Genomic DNA, 16,210 nt, shown 5'->3' on the forward strand with positions numbered 1-16,210 from the left:
GCAAGTACATGGCCTACAAAGCAACCATTGGCAATATTGTATATGCGTTCCCGGACCTCAGGACCTTGCTGGCCCGTGCCACACCTTACCGGTCGGGCGATGCGTTGGCCGGACTGACGGCTGCGAGTTACGAAGAACGGATTGCCGCGCAGATCGTATTGGCCGATGTACCGCTGAAACAGTTTCTGCAGGAAGCGATCATCCCGTACGAAACAGACGAAATCACGCGGTTGATCATCGATGAACACGCCACTGACGCCTTTGCCCCCATCAGTCATTTTACGGTAGGGCAATTGCGTGATTGGTTATTGAGTGATGCGGCTACTACCCTCCAGTTGCAACAGGTCGCTACCGGACTGACGCCGGAAATGGTTGCCGCTGTTTCCAAGCTGATGCGCAACCAGGACCTGATCAGCGTGGCACGCAAATGCGAAGTGATCACGAGCTTTAGAAATACCTTGGGATTAAAAGGGCATTTTTCGGTGCGCCTGCAGCCTAACCACGCTACGGATGATGCGCGCGGTATAGCAGCCAGCATGGTAGATGGTTTGCTGTACGGCAGTGGTGATGCAGTGATTGGCATCAACCCGGCAACGGACAGTCCGGCCGTGGTAGTACAACTACTGCAAATGATCGATGACCTGCGGCAGCAGTATGCGATCCCCACCCAGAGTTGTGTGTTGTGCCATGTGACCACTGCTTTGTCGATCATGCCGCAGGCTCCTGTCGACCTGGTATTTCAATCCATTGGTGGCACGGAAGCCACGAACAGTAGTTTTGGCGTAAACCTGTCGATGCTGGCCGAAGCGCAGGCAGCCGCTTTGTCGTTGCAGCGTGGCACCGTTGGCCACAACGTGATGTATTTTGAAACTGGCCAGGGCAGTTCCCTTTCGGCGAATGCCCATGCCGGGGTAGACCAGCAAACCTGTGAAGTACGGGCGTATGCGGTTGCCCGCAAATTCGCGCCCCTGCTGGTCAATACCGTGGTAGGGTTTATCGGTCCCGAATATCTGTACGACGGTAAGCAGATCATTCGCGCAGCATTGGAAGATCATTGTTGCGGTAAGTTACTGGGCTTACCGATGGGGGTGGATGTATGTTATACCAACCATGCTGAAGCCGACCAGGACGATATGGACAACCTGTTGACCTTGCTGGGCGTGGCGGGCTGTAGTTATATCATGGGGGTGCCAGGGGCAGATGATATTATGCTCAATTACCAGTCGACCTCTTTTCACGATGCCTTGTACCTGCGGCAGGTGTTGGGCTTACGGCCCGCACCGGAGTTTGAACAATGGCTGGTACGGCAGGGGATCATGAATGAGCAGGGAAAGCTGCAGCAGGTGCCCCGTGAACATCCATTGATTGCCGCGGGAAGCTATTGAGATCAAATCAACAACCAGGCAACTATTCATAAAGACAATCGTGTATAGATGCTCTTGCGATACCAGCTGGTGCTGCCCAATACGGCGCACCGGTAACCATGAACGAACCCGGCCAGGATCATCCACCAATAGCAGATTATCATGAGCGATCAACCAATACAACCTTTCTCGCATCAACCCGACCCCTGGGTGTCCTTGCGGGCGTTTACGCCGGCAAGGATCGCGTTGGGGCGTACGGGGGTGGCGATCCCTTTGCAGGAAGTGTTACAGTTCAGGATGGCGCATGCCCATGCACGGGATGCGGTGTATTCGTTGTTGGCCACCACCACCCTGGCGGCGCGGCTGACGGGGTTGGGTTATGCCGTGCAGGATCTTCACAGCCGCGCTGCCGATCGACACGAATACCTGCAACGGCCGGATAAAGGAAGAAGATTGAACGAGGCTTCCGTGCAAATACTGCGCAATGCCGGAGCGCCACCAACCACGATTTCTCGGACAGATCAGGCAGTTGGTAATACGGAATCGTCCACCAACAAACAGCCTCCTGTATCACCCCTGCTTTCCATCGTGCTGGCCGACGGACTGAGTGCAACGGCAGTCAACCACCACGCTATACCACTGCTGGAAATATTGCTACCACAGTTGCAGGCTGGCGGATTTTCTGTAGCACCCATCAACCTCGTACAGCAGGGCCGGGTGGCCATCGGCGATGAGATCGGGATGTTGCAAGAGGCATCGATGGTGATCGTATTGATTGGCGAAAGACCGGGGTTGAGTTCGCCCGATAGCCTGGGCATCTATCTTACTTATCGCCCTGTATTGGGACTGACGGATGAGGCACGCAACTGCATTTCCAACATTCGACCGGGCGGACTTTCCTACCAGGCTGCAGCTGATAAACTGTATTGGTTTATCCGGGAGTCAACGCGTTTACAAATATCGGGTGTGGGACTGAAAGACGAGGAAGGATTGCTGGATGCTTCTACACGATGAATTATTCTTTAAAATAGCGCGCAGGCATGCCAGGATTCATCAGTTGGGCCAACAGTTCCTGGGCCAGCATAGCCAGCACGACGAACAGCACCACCCACCAGGCGTTCCTTTTTTCATATTCCTTGTAATTGCCTAACAACGGCGGCCAGGCAATAAAGGTCAATAGTAAACTGCCGATGGTATTGGTGACCAGCGGAGGCATAAACCACGGCATCCACGCGGGGTTTTCGTACACTCTTTCTACCACTACGAGCCAGATGATTCCCATGAACAGTATAAAAGCCATGGCGGACTTCTGGCGAATAGCCGTCAGATTCAAGCAAAGCATCACAGCTCCTACAAAGGGGGAAAACACGAGCGAACAAAGGGCTATCGCTAATCGGGAATAAAATCGGGGTTGCATCCGGCATGATTTAGTTAGATCTGGCTACTGCTCAAGTTTCCGCCAGTTGAAACAGCAGGCCGTCACGGTAGTAATCGCTAACTCAGTCAGTAGTCATTTAGAAGATCAAGATAGGGAGACAAACAGTAACTGCAAAGTCCCAATGATCAATCAATGAAAATAAAAAAAGAGGTCTTTTAGACCTCGGTAGAAAAGAATGTCGGAATAAGTGAGTTAGTTGACCTTCTTATCCATTTGCTCCAATAAATCCTTTGCGGGAACAATTTGTATACCGCCCTCAGCATCACCTATTACCAAGGTCTTGTTATTTGCTGCACTTTTTTCAACCAGCTCACGCGCAGCATCTTTAATACCCTGGAGGATTTTCTTGGTATATTCTCTATTATATACGGGCTTATTAGACATTGTTATTACTTTGGCGCACAACGACATTCCAAATATCGCCTTTTTCAATGACAGTATCAACTCCTACCCCGCCTTCAGCAATTGTTTCCGGAATCGTGCTGATATTATCGACCAACATCCAAACGTCGCATACTGGCACATAGAGGTGAAATAAATTGTATAGACCTCTGTAATACCTTCGAACAACCACATCATCCGGAATAAAATGCCCTCCCTCATTTACCCTGCTTGCCACTCGCTTGATTGCCAACTCCGGCGAACTTAGCCAGAAATACACCAAAGTCACATAATACCCCCGCTCCTGCGCCTTCTTCACCAACGATACATAACTCCTGGTAGCTAATGTAGTCTCGAATGCAAAATCCACTCCCTCCTCCATCAGTTGATTGATGCGATTTAACATGATCCTACCCGCTTCCAGGGCCACACTTTCTACATTAAATGGAGAGAGTCCTGCCGCAATACTGTCAGCATTGACGAATTCCTTACAATGCAATATCTCTGGTAAAATAGTATAACTCGCCGTCGTCTTACCCGCGCCATTACAGCCAGCTATGATGTACAAGTTTGGCATTCAATAAAACTAAGCTAACCAACTTTATCCCGCAAATCCTCAATTCGCAAATATCTGCGTGAAGTACAGCGTGCTTTTAGAATCGCGCGCAACGCCAATGCCGGTGAGGCGATATTTGCCTTCAATGTTCTTACGGTGACCGGGACTGTTGAGCCAACCTTTCACCACTTCTTCCGCAGATTGGCTGCCATAAGCAACATTCTCTGCTGTGGCTGAAACGCCGGCAACCTTAGTGGTAATTATTTTACTGCGGTATGAAAATCCGTCATGCCCGAATGGGGTCTTTTTGGACGCCATAGACACGGTATGTCTCCGCGCTTCTGTTTCTATGACCGGGTTGGCGGTCAACGCCGGCAGCCCTTTTTTCTGGCGATATTCATTGATCAGGACCAAAATCTGATCCTCCAGACCGGGGGCAATCGTCGCTGAAGTCGGTTTCGGCGCCGCCGGCTTACTGGTTTTGGCTGTTGTCGTGCTGGACTTCGACGCGGCTGAGGTCGATTTGCTGCTCGAACAGGATGAAAAACCAATAATAAGCGTACTGATATACAGGAAAATCGTGTAACGAATGCGGCTGTGCATGTAAATCGGGATTTACCCTACCGCCCTACTAATTTTGTACCAGCTATTGTGAAAGAAAAGAGAATTTGATTGTCAACCAGTTGCACGCGGTGGTACCCAAACTACGTCGCCCGTTTGGTGATCAGCGCTACGTTTTTGACGCCGCACTGCCTATGATTCATTCTGGTCTGCCTAGGCTTTTCTTCGGGAATTGTTCGGGTTTTCATTGTTAATCCACCGGTATTTCCCGAAGAAGTCTCGAACGAGCCGCGAAGAAGGTGCGAAGCAATGCCTACCCAGGATTATTTTACTCACCTGTAAAGTCCAGCCAGGAGGATTTTTTCACTCGTAAAGCTATTCCAGGACACCAGCTGAACCTCATAGATATTCAAATTTGCCAACACAGTGTGTAATCCGTACGCGATGGAGGACATCAACAGCCATCTTACTACCCTGGCACAATACTGCGCCAGCAACATACCCGCACTGCCTTAGCACAGGCAAAAACAGTCTTTTTAGAGCAGTGACAGAACTGTGCCAGAACGGTGGCAGAGGACTGGTAGAGCTGGGGTGGGCCGGGCGATTGGCTTCTATATGCCTGAACATTGCCTACACTATAAGGAAATATTGCCTCCTGTCATTGACAGTCCAGGCAATGTGTAGGCATACTGGAGACAATGCGTAGGCAATCAGCCGGCAATGGAGGTGCAATAAAATCACAATCGCCTTAAAGGTCAATTACAGGCGCAAGAGCAAGACATTGCATCAAAACCAAGCGCAGATACCACTCGCAAACCAACGTCCGTAAAACAAAAACTAAACCAAATTAGCAACGAACACCCGCAAACGGTTAATATTTACTCACCATTTCAGGTCAACAACAGCTCCATTTTCACATCTGCGGTAGCAAATGGTGAATGTTCCACCGGCACATGCCGGAACCCATATTTCTCGTAAAGCTTAATGGCTGTCTGGAGCTGACTGTTGGAGAATAAGCTAAGTTTTGTGGCCTTCCAATCCCGCGCCGTTTGCATACATTGGTCGATCAGCAACCGGCTGATGCCCTTGCCCTGCCAGGCCCGGGTGACCGCCATTTTGGCAAACTCATATTCCCCGTCGGCCTCTTTCATGAGGGCCGCCGATCCGACGATCTCATCGCCGGTCTGCGCCAACCAAATGATGCCGCCCCGGTCAATGATCGTACCACGTGGATCGTCGAGCACCATTAGATCGTGGGATTCTGTGAGGTGGTATTTATCCAACCACTCGAGATTAAGCCGCTTAAAGGCATCGGCATACCTGTCTTCGTAAAGAATAATGTTGATCATGGCTATTTTGTGATAATGATGTGAAAAGCAGGCACTGCAAGGCTTACAACCGCCCGCTATCACAAATATAAGCCAATCGCAGATGCCCCGGAGAAGCCCAGGCATAAGACTTGCCGTTATACGTCCAGTAACCACTTTATTCGTCCAACAACCAGTCAATCATGTCTCAAACACAACCAGTCAGACGCACCGATCGGAGATCCAGGCTCATTAAAGCAAGCCCAGCTGTAATCTACCAGGCCCTCCTCGATCCGGAAGCCCTGGCCACCTGGCGCGCGCCCACGGGTATGAAAGGCCGCATCGATCATTTCGAAGCGAAGGAAGGCGGCAATTACAAGATGACACTAACGTATGAAGATACCAGCCAGGGTGTAAAAGGCAAGTCATCGGAACAGGACGACAGCTTCGAAGGACGTTTTGTACAATTGGCACCGAACGAAAAAGTGGTGGAAGAAACCGAGTTCGACTCCGAAGACCCGGCCTTTGCCGGTACCATGCGCATCACAACCTCGCTACAGGAAACGGAGGAAGGTACTGAAGTTACCATGACCTGCGAAAATGTGCCGCCAGGCATCCGTGAAGAGGATCACCTGCAAGGAATTGATTCGTCGCTGGAGAACCTGGCTGCTTATACAGAAAAACTTTAGGTGCGTGGAGTTGGTCATCACAACAATAGTAACAGGTACCATCGGCAACGCTGATCCGCTATCCTGCCGACACCTTTGAGCATCGTCTTATGACCGATTTGGCCCAGGTTTCATGCATGGATTACCCATCCTTACAGGCAACTCTCCATTTCTTCCATCATGCCCTTGCTGCCAATAAATAGTGGGGAACGCTGGTGTAGTTCGGTAGGCTCGATGTCCAATATGCGTTGCTCGCCATTGGTCGCCTTACCGCCTGCCACTTCGAGGATGAAGGCAAAGGGATTGCATTCATACAGCAAGCGCAGCTTACCCTTAGGCTTTTCAATGGTGCCAGGATACATAAATATGCCGCCTTTGATCAGGTTGCGGTGCACATCCGCCACCATACTGCCGATATAACGTTGCGTGTATGGACCACCGTTCGTTTTATCCTTGCGCTGGCATTTGTCGATATACTTTTGAACGCCTAATGGATAGCGGAAAAAATTACCATGGTTCACCGAATAAATGCCCCCAAACTCGGGGCATTTGATATTGGGATGACTGAGGCAGAACTCACCGATAGAAGGATCGAGCGTAAAACCATTTACGCCCCGGCGCGTGCCATATACCAGCATAGTCGATGACCCATAAACCATATATCCGGCTGCCACCTGCTTACGGCCGGGTTGCAGGAAATCTTCGAGGGTTACCGGACTGCCTACAGGCGTCACCCGGCGATAGACACTGAAAATAGTTCCGATCGACACGTTGACGTCGATATTACCGCTGCCATCGAGCGGGTCAAACATACAGATGTATTTGGAGCTGCAGCTCACCTGGTCTTCAAAGGCGACAAAGCTATCCAGCTCTTCACTGGCGATACCTGCACAGCTCATGCCGTGTTGTAATACGCCCATAAACTGGTTGTTGGCAAAAATGTCTAGTTTCTTCACATCCTCTCCCTGGACATTGACCGCACCGGCATCACCCAAGATATCGACCAGCCCCGCCTTGTTCACTTCCACATTGACCCGCTTGGCCGCCCGGCCCATATCCCGCAGCAAACCGCTCAATTCACCCGTCGCATGCGGAAAATCCCGCAATTGCTGGATGGTGAACTCGTCGAGGGTCATTACTTGCCGTTTAATGGTGCTCATGGTAGCCGTTTTAGATGTGTTGGTTTGGTGACAATGCGGGCAAAACTAAGGGGAAAGCCCTGAAAGTCAAAGCATCGCAAACCCGCGCCAAAGCGGCTTTTCCGAGCAAAAACGGTATAGCTCACCCTTGTTAGCCTGTAATTTTTTATTATAAAATTTATGCAAACGTTGCCGAAAAGGGGCCTCGTCCTATCGATGTCAACGGTCCCAACAATAGATTGATGCGCACCGGGCATCACTCCCCCCCAATCGAGGGCCGATTGCCTGTGCCATGACTTTCGTTTAGTTGTCTTGTGCCCCGCTCGTAGACGAAAACCATGACTTTCAATTACATTTGCTGCGATTTACCGGGCCGGTTCTGTAACAATCAGCCCTTCCCGGATACCAATGGAGGGTTATGCAGATCAACACCCTTCCCCATTTTTAATCGATCAATTTCTTATCGGCATTATGAAGGTTTTCAAATTTGGCGGCGCCAGCGTACAGAACATAGAACGGATTCAATTGGTGGCAGACATCCTCCGCAGCTATCCCGACGAAAAGATCCTGGTTGTGATTTCCGCCATGGGCAAAACCACCAACGCCCTCGAAAAAGTAACGGACGCGTTTTTCAACCAGCAAAAGGAAGAAGCCCTGCTGCTCTTCGAAGCCGTCAAAAAAAGCCACCTCACCACCGCCAAATACCTGCTCGTCACCCATTACAATGCCGCCCTGGAACAACTGGCCAACTTCTTCACCGAAGTTGAATGGCTGCTCCACGATAACCCCGTACGTGACTACGATTACTATTACGATCAGATCGTGTGCGCCGGCGAACTACTCTCCACCGCCATCATGAGTGCCTACTTCAACGAAATGGGCATCGCCAACGAATGGATCGATGTGCGCGACATCGTACGCACCGACAACAATTTCCGCGATGCCAATATCGACTGGGCCTTTACCCAACAAAAGATCAACAGCGATATCCTGTCCCTGTTCGAGGATACCAATATCGTCGTAACACAAGGGTTTATCGGCGCTACCGACGAAAACGAAAGCACGACCCTTGGCCGTGAAGGCAGCGACTACACCGCCGCCGTATTCGCCAATATGCTCGACGCCGAAAGTCAGACCATCTGGAAAGATGTGGAAGGTGTCATGAACGCTGACCCCAAGGCTTTTCCCGACGCCCAGTTCATCGGTACCCTCAACTACAACGAGGTGATCGAAATGGCTTACTACGGCGCCCAGGTCATTCACCCAAAGACCATCAAGCCGCTCCAGAACAAAGGCATTCCCCTCCAGGTAAAATGCTTTCTCGATAAAACCCTGCCCGGCACCGTGATCAACAACAAGGCGGTTAAAAACCTGCCCCCCATCATCGTGCTGAAGCAACAGCAGGCACTCATTCACCTGCACTCGAGAGATTTCTCTTTTGTGGGCGAACAACCCATGTCGGACTTGTACGAACTGCTGGCCAGCCTCAAAGTAAAGCCCAACCTGGTGCAAACCGGCGCCGTATCGATCCAGGTGTGCCTCGACGACCGGTCGGATAAGATCGAGAAACTGGCCCTCGCCGCTTCCGATTTCTTCGAAGTGCAGGTAGAGAAAGGTCTTACTCTGCTCACCATACGTCATTACAACGATGCCCTACTGGAAAAACTGATCGCCGGACACGCGGTGGCCCTGCGCCAGCAATCGCCCGAAACCGTACAGGTATTGATGCAACCCAACCCATAATCTTATGCAATCGCCCGCCTCCTATTACCAGGAAAGGATCCAGCAACTCAGCGCTCAATTACAAAGCCTGCAGAAACGCAGTGTACTCACCGGCATCGCCCGGCTCGTGTCCTTCCTGGCACTCGCCTGGAGCGTGTGGCGCTGGATACAGGACGGTGGTACCAACTACAAACTGCTCACGGCTGCCTTCCTCGTGCTGTTCATCGTATTCATCCGCATCGCGCTCAACCTGAGCGATCAAAAGAAACTGGTTGAGAAGCTACTGTTCCTCAACCGCAATGAAGCTGGCGTACTCCAATATGCACCCAACCAGTTCAACAATGGCGTTGCTTTCAGCACCAACGACAACTATAGTGGTGACCTCGATATCTTTGGCGCCAACTCGGTATACCACCTGCTCAACCGTACCACCACCCATCACGGCGCACATGCCCTGGCGGGTATCCTAAGCCAGTCACTGCTGGACAAAGCCGCCATCGAGGCACAGCAGAAAGCGGTACGCACCCTGGCGCCACAAAAAGAATTACGCCAATTACTCACCGCCAACGGCCTCATCCACGAAGAAAAAGAAGGCAACCTGCACGATGTAGCTTCCTGGCTCAAAGCCCCACCGGTATTGCGCGACAAAACCTGGGTCAATGTGTTCAGGCTGCTGGTTCCAACCTTCAATATCGGCGCCATCATTTTTTACCTGTTTACCGACAACTACCTGCCGGTACTTGGTGGTGTACTCGCCGGTTGGGTATTCATTGGCCGCTTTGCCAAACCCATTAACCAACAGCATCTGCTGCTGAGCAAAAAGCAGTCCATCCTCGAGCAATATGCTACCATCCTGCGCCTTTTCAGCACGGCTGATAAAGGCAGCGCTACCCTGCTGCAACAACAGCAGCAAACAGCCATCGAAGCCCACCAGGCCATCAACAAACTGTCGCGCCTCGCCGGCTTGTTTGACCAGCGCATCAATATGCTCGTAATCCTCTTTCTCAACAGCCTCGTGCTCTATGACCTGCAATGCATGTGGCAGCTCGAAAGCTGGAAGGCTGCCAACAAAGAACGATTTGGTCAATGGATCGACACCGTCGGGATCATCGAAACACTCAACTCACTGGCCACCTTCGCCTACAACAACCCCGCTTATCACTGGCCAACGGTCAACACCAGTGGACTATCAATTCAGGGTAAGGCCCTCGCCCATCCGCTGATACCAGCGGGCAAATGTGTGTCCAATGATTTTACCTTCGGACTGGAAGAAAGACTCGCACTCGTCACAGGATCCAATATGAGCGGCAAAACAACCTTCCTGCGTACCGTTGGCGTCAACCTGCTACTCGCTCAATGCGGGGCGCCCGTCTGTGCGGCGGAACTTTCCTTTACGCCCATAAATATCCTGACCTCCATCCGTGTCAGCGACTCGCTGCAAGAGCAGACCTCCTATTTCATGGCAGAACTGAAACGCCTCAAGCAGATCATCCTGCATTTGCAAAAGCACAACACGCCTGCGCTCGTGCTCATCGATGAGATCCTGCGTGGAACGAACTCCGAAGACAAAACACACGGCTCCGAGCAGTTCATTAAAAAACTGCTGCAATACAATTGTCTAACCATGTTTGCGACACACGATCTATCATTAAGTGTACTCGAACAGGAACTGCCGGGACAATTGAGCAATTATTGCTTCGAAAGCATCATCAAAGATGGCGAACTCATCTTCGATTACACCTTACAGCGCGGCGTGGCCAAGAACCGCAATGCCTCCTTCCTGATGCAGAAAATGGAGATTATTTAAGCTATAAAAGCTGAAAGCCCCTCAGAAGAGGGGCTCGGGCCACATGAGAAAAAAAAGAGGGAACACTATTTTTTCAGTTCTGCATCCAGCAAAAGTTTCAGCTCTTTTCCGGAAGGTCTGGGAGCATCGGTCGAAACAATGTTACCCTTCTTGTCAAAGACCATAAAACGGGGTATGGCCTTGATATCGTAATTCTTCGCAATCGCGCTCCAGCCACCGGCATACAGTTGCACGCCTTTCAGTTGTTCTGAGACTACGAAGTCTTTCCATTTTTGCTCGTCTTTCGTTTCGTCTACCGACACGCTCATGAACACCACATCCTGTCCGCGGTAGGCTTCTTCCATTTCCTTCAAGGCAGGTATTTCCTTTTTGCAGGGCTGACACCAGGTAGCCCATACATCCACGATGACCACCTTACCCTTGAAATCTGTCAACGATACTTGTTTACCGGCAACATCCGGGTAGGTGAAGTTGATGGCAGGCTGCCCAGGTTTGGAGGATGCCTGCGCCAGCTTGACGGATATTTCGGAAGCACGACGTTGCTGATCGGCAGTGAGCAGGTATTTACCATGGCTTTGTTGCAGATCGAGGAAACCCAGGTAGGTTTTCAGTCCGGCCGCGACGATCAGTGTTACCTCGCCGCGCAGCGTATCATTGGTAACCCCTGTCATGCGTGACTCGATATCTCCCTTCAGCGGACGGCCCGCCACGATATCAGTCGTCATCGGCAGTGATGAGAGAATACGGATACCAAACGGATACGTCATCAGGTAAGCATCTTTGGTATAATCTGCGGTGGCGATGCCCTTGTAATACGCTGTATAATCTTCGGATTTTGGATGCACGGAATTAGGGCTGTGCGTAAACCCCGTAGCCCAGAACAGCAGATCCACCTGGCGGCGGCGTGCAAATGCAGCTTCAAATTGTTTATTGGTGGTCTTCAGCGTTGGCGCCTTGGCTTGCTTGTTCACAAATGCTTCCAGCAGCGGAAAATACTCTTTGAAAGTAAGGTTGAAGCGACGGCCGAGGTAATTGCCGGGCATAGACACGGCCAGCGAACGGCTTTCCCATTCAGCCAGCGCGAGGTTCTCGGGCGTATTCGCGCCTTTGAGCGTATAGCTGGTGTCATTGAGCGTTACGTTCAATTGATCGCCTGGTTTGAAATAAAAGCTATGCTTGTTCGCAGGAATGCCTTCGGCACCATAGCCCACCACATAAAAATCTTCCGTTTTGGGATAGAACAGGAACCCAAACTTGCCGGTTGAATCGGCCTTGGCCGATGCAATCTCTTCCAGGCGGCCATGGGTAATGGCAAAGAGCTTCACGGGCTCTTTGCTGCGTCGCGTGGTTGTTCCCTGTACGGTGGCTGGCTTTGTTTGTGCCAGGGCCATCAATACGCAAGGGAAGGCACATACGGTCAGTAATACTTTTTTCATTGCTATAAAGGATAAATAATTTTTCAATGTAGACGCATCGCCCCGCCCGCCGCAGCCCTGAGGGCCACGACGAGGAGGTTTTGCATGCAGAAAAGTTGTTAGCGTGTACGGTATGAAGCGGCAACGATCTTGCCCAGGCCGTTCCAGGTATTGACCAGGACCAGGTCGCCCTGTACGGGTGGCACAGTATATTCTTCCAATGTACCATTGGCTCCTTCCGGTTGTGCCGGATCAACAGATCCTGCCACCAGCGTGGAACCGCGGAACTGCAACATAGAAAAGGACTTGCTGCCCTTGTCGATCATCAGTTTACTGGTCTTGAGCGACATGTCGTAGGAATACAGCTTGCTACCTACGGTATAGAAGATGTAGCCGAAATCGGGGTTGACCGCGAAGTTGGCTGCCTGTGCCATATCCGTGGCCGTCATTTCCTCGTAATAGACCTGTTGTATATTATTTCCAAATAAGAAACGCGCCAGGTAATACTTACCGGAAACCGGATCGCGCAGGATAGCATACACATTGCCATTGTTGAAGGTGGTATAGGCCATGTACACCAGGTCCTTGCCCGTTTTCCAATCGAACAGGGTGCCTTCGGGCATCAGGCCGCAACTGCCGTCGTCACCTACATGCCGTACAAATCGTTTGTTGGTATTGTCATACAGGCACGTTGCAGTGGTGGCGGTGGAGGTAGCGATAAAAGGCGCCACCTGGAATGGAATGGTCTCCCCCTTCAGCAGGTTGATGGGCAGGCCAAACCGGATATTCATGACGTAATAGTAGTAATACACATCCGTTCCTTCCAGCATAAACACACGGTAAGCGCCAGCATTGGCAAAGGCCGCGGGAGCAAAGGTTTCCGGCACATTGCTCAGCATCTCGTATTTGATATTGAGCGTGCTCTTGTACTGAAAAGTCTCCGGGTCTACCCGGTCAGTAGTTTTATCGGTAGAAATATAGATACCATAACCGGTAGAGAGTGCGCTGATCTTGAAGCAATTGATGTTGACAGGTTTGCCCTGCAGTTTTAGATCGGACCCGGCAAATGTCAGCACATCAGGGATTACCCTATACTGGTTGTTGAGCTTACTGATCATATCGAGCCTGGCTTTGCCATTCACATCGGTCATCGCCATCCAGCCTTCATAGATGGCGCTGGTTACTTCGATCATAAATGATTTCTGGAACTGGATACCCGAGAGCGTGTCTTTCACCCGGTAGTACATCGTGTATTTACCGGCAGGCAGGTTCATGGTCATCTGCAGGCTTCGGTTGTAACCCAGTACTCTTTTCATGTCGAGGGACGTGGCTCCCATCATCAGGCTGATCCACTCATAGGTATAGCGGGCCGAATCGACTGCTGCAGGATCGCTGGGAACCAGGTTGGGTATGATCTGCAGGTAACTGCCCTGCAACACAGAATAGTTGTCGGCTATATTGCGGATCTCCAGGTTATTGGGCTCTACATAGGTGTAGTTGCCCTCGTCTTTCATACAACCGGTCAAACCAGCCAGGCTGATGAGGACGATGAGATATAATAAATGAAGTTGTTTCATGTCTGAATGCGTTTTAAAAACAGTGGATGCTGAAATTACTGGTAGTAGCCGGCCATTGCCCTTACTGCGACAATGCCCCCATCACCATATCATTGCCGTTTTCTTCTTTGATGGTATTGCCGAGCGCCCTTTGCTCATTGAGGTAACGCTGCATGAACTTACCATAGAAAACAGTTTCTGCTACGCTTACCGACGTATTCAGTTTATCGATCGGTATCTCGAGTAGGTCGCACATCAGGTACAGCTTCCTGCGCGAGAAATCACCCAAGTAAGCCGCCAGCCAGTATTTAGGAGTTGACAGGATATCATCCACTTTGACACGATGCACAATGGTACTCAACAGGTAGGTCGAATATTTCTTCCAGGGCAATCCCAGGTCAAAATGCTCGTTGGCCTGCAGTTCGAGGTTGATGGAAAAGGTCTTCAACAGCATATCCGGTGTACGGTGCAGCAGCAGGTAAATGGTATCGATCGTCTTGCCAGCTTTGATGATGAAGGGCTTTACAAAATCATAATGCACCCCCACCTGCCCGCTCGAGGTATCCTGCACTTTCAGGGCATAGGTACGGTCTACCGGAGATACCGGCCCGCTTACCTTGACAGGCACCCGCAGGATCGAATCTTTTTGTTCGGCCTTCACATAAGCAAAGGTGACGATCGTTGAATCGAATAAGGGCGCCTGCGTATTGGTCGGTGGCGCTTCAACAGCCGGAATGAAATAGATGGTAGGTGATCCGTCGTAAGTTTTTAGGTCCTTGCTGCAGCCAGACAGAGCGGCCAGCAACAGGCATGAAAGCATGTATTTCACAATAAGTTGGTTTAGCGTTAACGGTATTGGGTTTCCGACAAGGGCAGCGGTATCACATATTTGGCAGCATTCATGGTAACGTTGCCACTGGTGGCCGCACTGTTAGGGATACTGGTCACGTTCCGTCGCTTGTAGTAAAAGAACAACTGCCCTTCACCATAGAACTCTTTCTGGTATTCCTTCTGCAACTCGGTATTGACCACGGCCGTAGCGGCGAGGTCAGTAAGGCCCCGGTTCTTACGCACGGTATTGATGAGGGCACGTCCCTTGGCTGCATCCGTTTCGCACTCTGCCATGATGTAATAGAGTTCGCTCATGCGCAGCATAGGCATCTTATACCGGGCAGGACTATCGGGCGACAGCACATCCGTGTACTTAAAAAAGGTCTTGTATGCTTTGCCCCCTGTAGTAGCCAGCGCCCAGCTGGGGTTGTACCGGTAATCGTTCTCGTTGCTCTCATATAGTGCCTTCAACCTGGTATCGTTGGGCGCCAGGATCGAGGATTCCTGTACTTCAGGCGCAAACAGGTCGCGGTTGGTGGCATACAGGTTGATGTTGAACAAGGCGAAGATCAGCTCTGATGAAAAAATACGGTCGGGATTCGCCCGGTCACTCATTACGCGGCTGGGGTTGATCCAGGGGAACCACTTCGATCCCTCCTCCACTACCGAACGCGCCGATTCGTAGGCTGCCGCTTTGTTGTTGCGGTACAGGTGCACCCTGGCTTGCAGGGCCTTTACAGCGAAGTAGTTCATCCTAAGGTTGCGGTTGCGCCAGAAATCCAGTCCATCATTTTGCTGTGCCAATACCACACCCTGGTACCTGACCGGGTCGTTTTGCAGGTAACTTTCTGCCAGCTTCAGATCGTCGAGTACGCTATCGATCACCTGGTTGGCGGGCAGTAGTTCAGCGATCTCCGGTTGTGCCTTGCGGTAATATGGGATAGATTTGGCCACCGAATCTTTTGTATTGCAGATCGGACCGAACATCCGCAGCATATCGAAATGCATCATAGCCCGCAAGCCGATGGCCTCGCCGCGCATGATGGAATCTGCCTGGGCTGAATAGTTTCCCTTGTATTTATCGAGGTTCTTTACATATTCGTTGGCATTTACCACCAGCGCATAGGCAGCCACCCAGGAGCTTTCGAAATTGCCCATCACCGCCGATTCCGCATACTGGTAATTCTGGTAAATGGTGCGGCTATGGGTGGCGCCGATGTTATAACGCTGTGCCAGTATCTCGATCGTAGAAAGCGTAAGGTAATTGCCATACAGTGGCGCGGAAGCCAGGTGCAGGTATATCCCATTGAGCGCCGTGGCTGCGCTGGTCATATCGGCAAATACCTGCTCTTCGGTAAACTTGTCTTTAGGCTGTACATCGAGCCATTTGGTACAACCGCTCCCGAAGGCTGTAAGGAGTATCAATAATATTCCCGTATTTCTTTTGGACATAGTGTTAAAAGTT

15 protein-coding genes are annotated in these 16,210 nt (G+C 51.0%); 5 read left to right on the forward strand and 10 right to left on the reverse strand.

Features of this window, described 5'->3' with window-relative positions:
- Positions 1–8: 8 nt before the first annotated feature.
- Complete coding sequence (locus P2W70_RS30790; protein WP_276485447.1) at positions 9–1,385, forward strand: ethanolamine ammonia-lyase subunit EutB; 1,377 nt, start codon at positions 9–11, stop codon at positions 1,383–1,385.
- A gap of 141 nt (positions 1,386–1,526) precedes the next feature.
- Positions 1,527–2,378, forward strand: a complete 852-nt coding sequence (eutC, locus tag P2W70_RS30795; RefSeq protein ID WP_276485448.1) for an ethanolamine ammonia-lyase subunit EutC — start codon at positions 1,527–1,529, stop codon at positions 2,376–2,378.
- Between the two features lies 1 nt (position 2,379).
- Here the strand turns inward: eutC and P2W70_RS30800 are convergent, their stop codons facing one another.
- The 5 genes from P2W70_RS30800 to P2W70_RS30820 form a co-directional block, all read right to left on the reverse strand.
- A complete protein-coding gene (locus P2W70_RS30800) occupies positions 2,380–2,664 on the reverse strand; it encodes a hypothetical protein (protein ID WP_276485449.1) in 285 nt (94 codons plus the stop codon).
- A gap of 330 nt (positions 2,665–2,994) precedes the next feature.
- Positions 2,995–3,186 carry a hypothetical protein gene (locus P2W70_RS30805; RefSeq protein ID WP_276485450.1) on the reverse strand — a complete coding sequence of 64 codons (192 nt, stop codon included), beginning with the start codon at positions 3,184–3,186 and terminating at the stop codon, positions 2,995–2,997.
- The gene (locus P2W70_RS30810) at positions 3,179–3,751 is read right to left on the reverse strand and encodes an ATPase (protein ID WP_276485451.1); all 573 of its coding nucleotides are present in this window, start codon (positions 3,749–3,751) and stop codon (positions 3,179–3,181) included. The genes P2W70_RS30805 and P2W70_RS30810 overlap by 8 nt, the downstream gene beginning before the upstream one ends.
- Before the next feature lie 48 nt (positions 3,752–3,799).
- Positions 3,800–4,342, reverse strand: a complete 543-nt coding sequence (locus P2W70_RS30815) for a CAP domain-containing protein (protein WP_276485452.1) — start codon at positions 4,340–4,342, stop codon at positions 3,800–3,802.
- A gap of 848 nt (positions 4,343–5,190) precedes the next feature.
- Positions 5,191–5,649: a GNAT family N-acetyltransferase gene (locus P2W70_RS30820; RefSeq protein WP_276485453.1), complete on the reverse strand. Its 459-nt coding sequence runs from the start codon at positions 5,647–5,649 to the stop codon at positions 5,191–5,193.
- A gap of 161 nt (positions 5,650–5,810) precedes the next feature.
- Here P2W70_RS30820 and P2W70_RS30825 point away from each other — a divergent pair, with 161 nt between their 5' ends.
- Positions 5,811–6,296, forward strand: a complete 486-nt coding sequence (locus tag P2W70_RS30825; RefSeq protein WP_276485454.1) for an SRPBCC family protein — start codon at positions 5,811–5,813, stop codon at positions 6,294–6,296.
- Positions 6,297–6,427: 131 nt separating this feature from the next.
- On the opposite strand, the gene fbp is transcribed toward P2W70_RS30825, so the two are convergent.
- Complete coding sequence (gene fbp / locus P2W70_RS30830; RefSeq protein ID WP_276485455.1) at positions 6,428–7,435, reverse strand: class 1 fructose-bisphosphatase; 1,008 nt, start codon at positions 7,433–7,435, stop codon at positions 6,428–6,430.
- Between the two features lie 450 nt (positions 7,436–7,885).
- On the opposite strand from fbp, the gene P2W70_RS30835 reads away from it, so the two are divergent.
- Together P2W70_RS30835 and P2W70_RS30840 are read left to right on the forward strand one after the other, a co-directional pair.
- Positions 7,886–9,157 (forward strand): aspartate kinase, encoded by a 1,272-nt coding sequence (locus P2W70_RS30835; RefSeq protein ID WP_276485456.1) that lies wholly within the window; start codon positions 7,886–7,888, stop codon positions 9,155–9,157.
- A 4-nt stretch (positions 9,158–9,161) separates the two neighbouring features.
- Positions 9,162–10,943 (forward strand): MutS-related protein, encoded by a 1,782-nt coding sequence (locus P2W70_RS30840; RefSeq protein WP_276485457.1) that lies wholly within the window; start codon positions 9,162–9,164, stop codon positions 10,941–10,943.
- A 65-nt stretch (positions 10,944–11,008) separates the two neighbouring features.
- Here the strand turns inward: P2W70_RS30840 and P2W70_RS30845 are convergent, their stop codons facing one another.
- From P2W70_RS30845 to P2W70_RS30860, 4 genes are all read right to left on the reverse strand, one after another.
- Positions 11,009–12,379, reverse strand: coding sequence for a TlpA family protein disulfide reductase (locus tag P2W70_RS30845; protein ID WP_276485458.1), 1,371 nt, complete (start codon positions 12,377–12,379; stop codon positions 11,009–11,011).
- 98 nt (positions 12,380–12,477) lie between these two features.
- Positions 12,478–13,935 (reverse strand): PKD-like family lipoprotein, encoded by a 1,458-nt coding sequence (locus P2W70_RS30850; RefSeq protein ID WP_276485459.1) that lies wholly within the window; start codon positions 13,933–13,935, stop codon positions 12,478–12,480.
- A 61-nt stretch (positions 13,936–13,996) separates the two neighbouring features.
- Entirely contained in the window at positions 13,997–14,734 is a 738-nt protein-coding gene (locus tag P2W70_RS30855) for a DUF4843 domain-containing protein (protein ID WP_276486157.1), read from the reverse strand.
- A 26-nt stretch (positions 14,735–14,760) separates the two neighbouring features.
- Positions 14,761–16,197, reverse strand: coding sequence for a RagB/SusD family nutrient uptake outer membrane protein (locus P2W70_RS30860; protein ID WP_276485460.1), 1,437 nt, complete (start codon positions 16,195–16,197; stop codon positions 14,761–14,763).
- Between the last annotated feature and the right edge of the window lie 13 nt (positions 16,198–16,210).

This window comes from Paraflavitalea pollutisoli (assembly GCF_029360705.1).
Lineage (GTDB): Bacteria > Bacteroidota > Bacteroidia > Chitinophagales > Chitinophagaceae > Paraflavitalea > Paraflavitalea pollutisoli.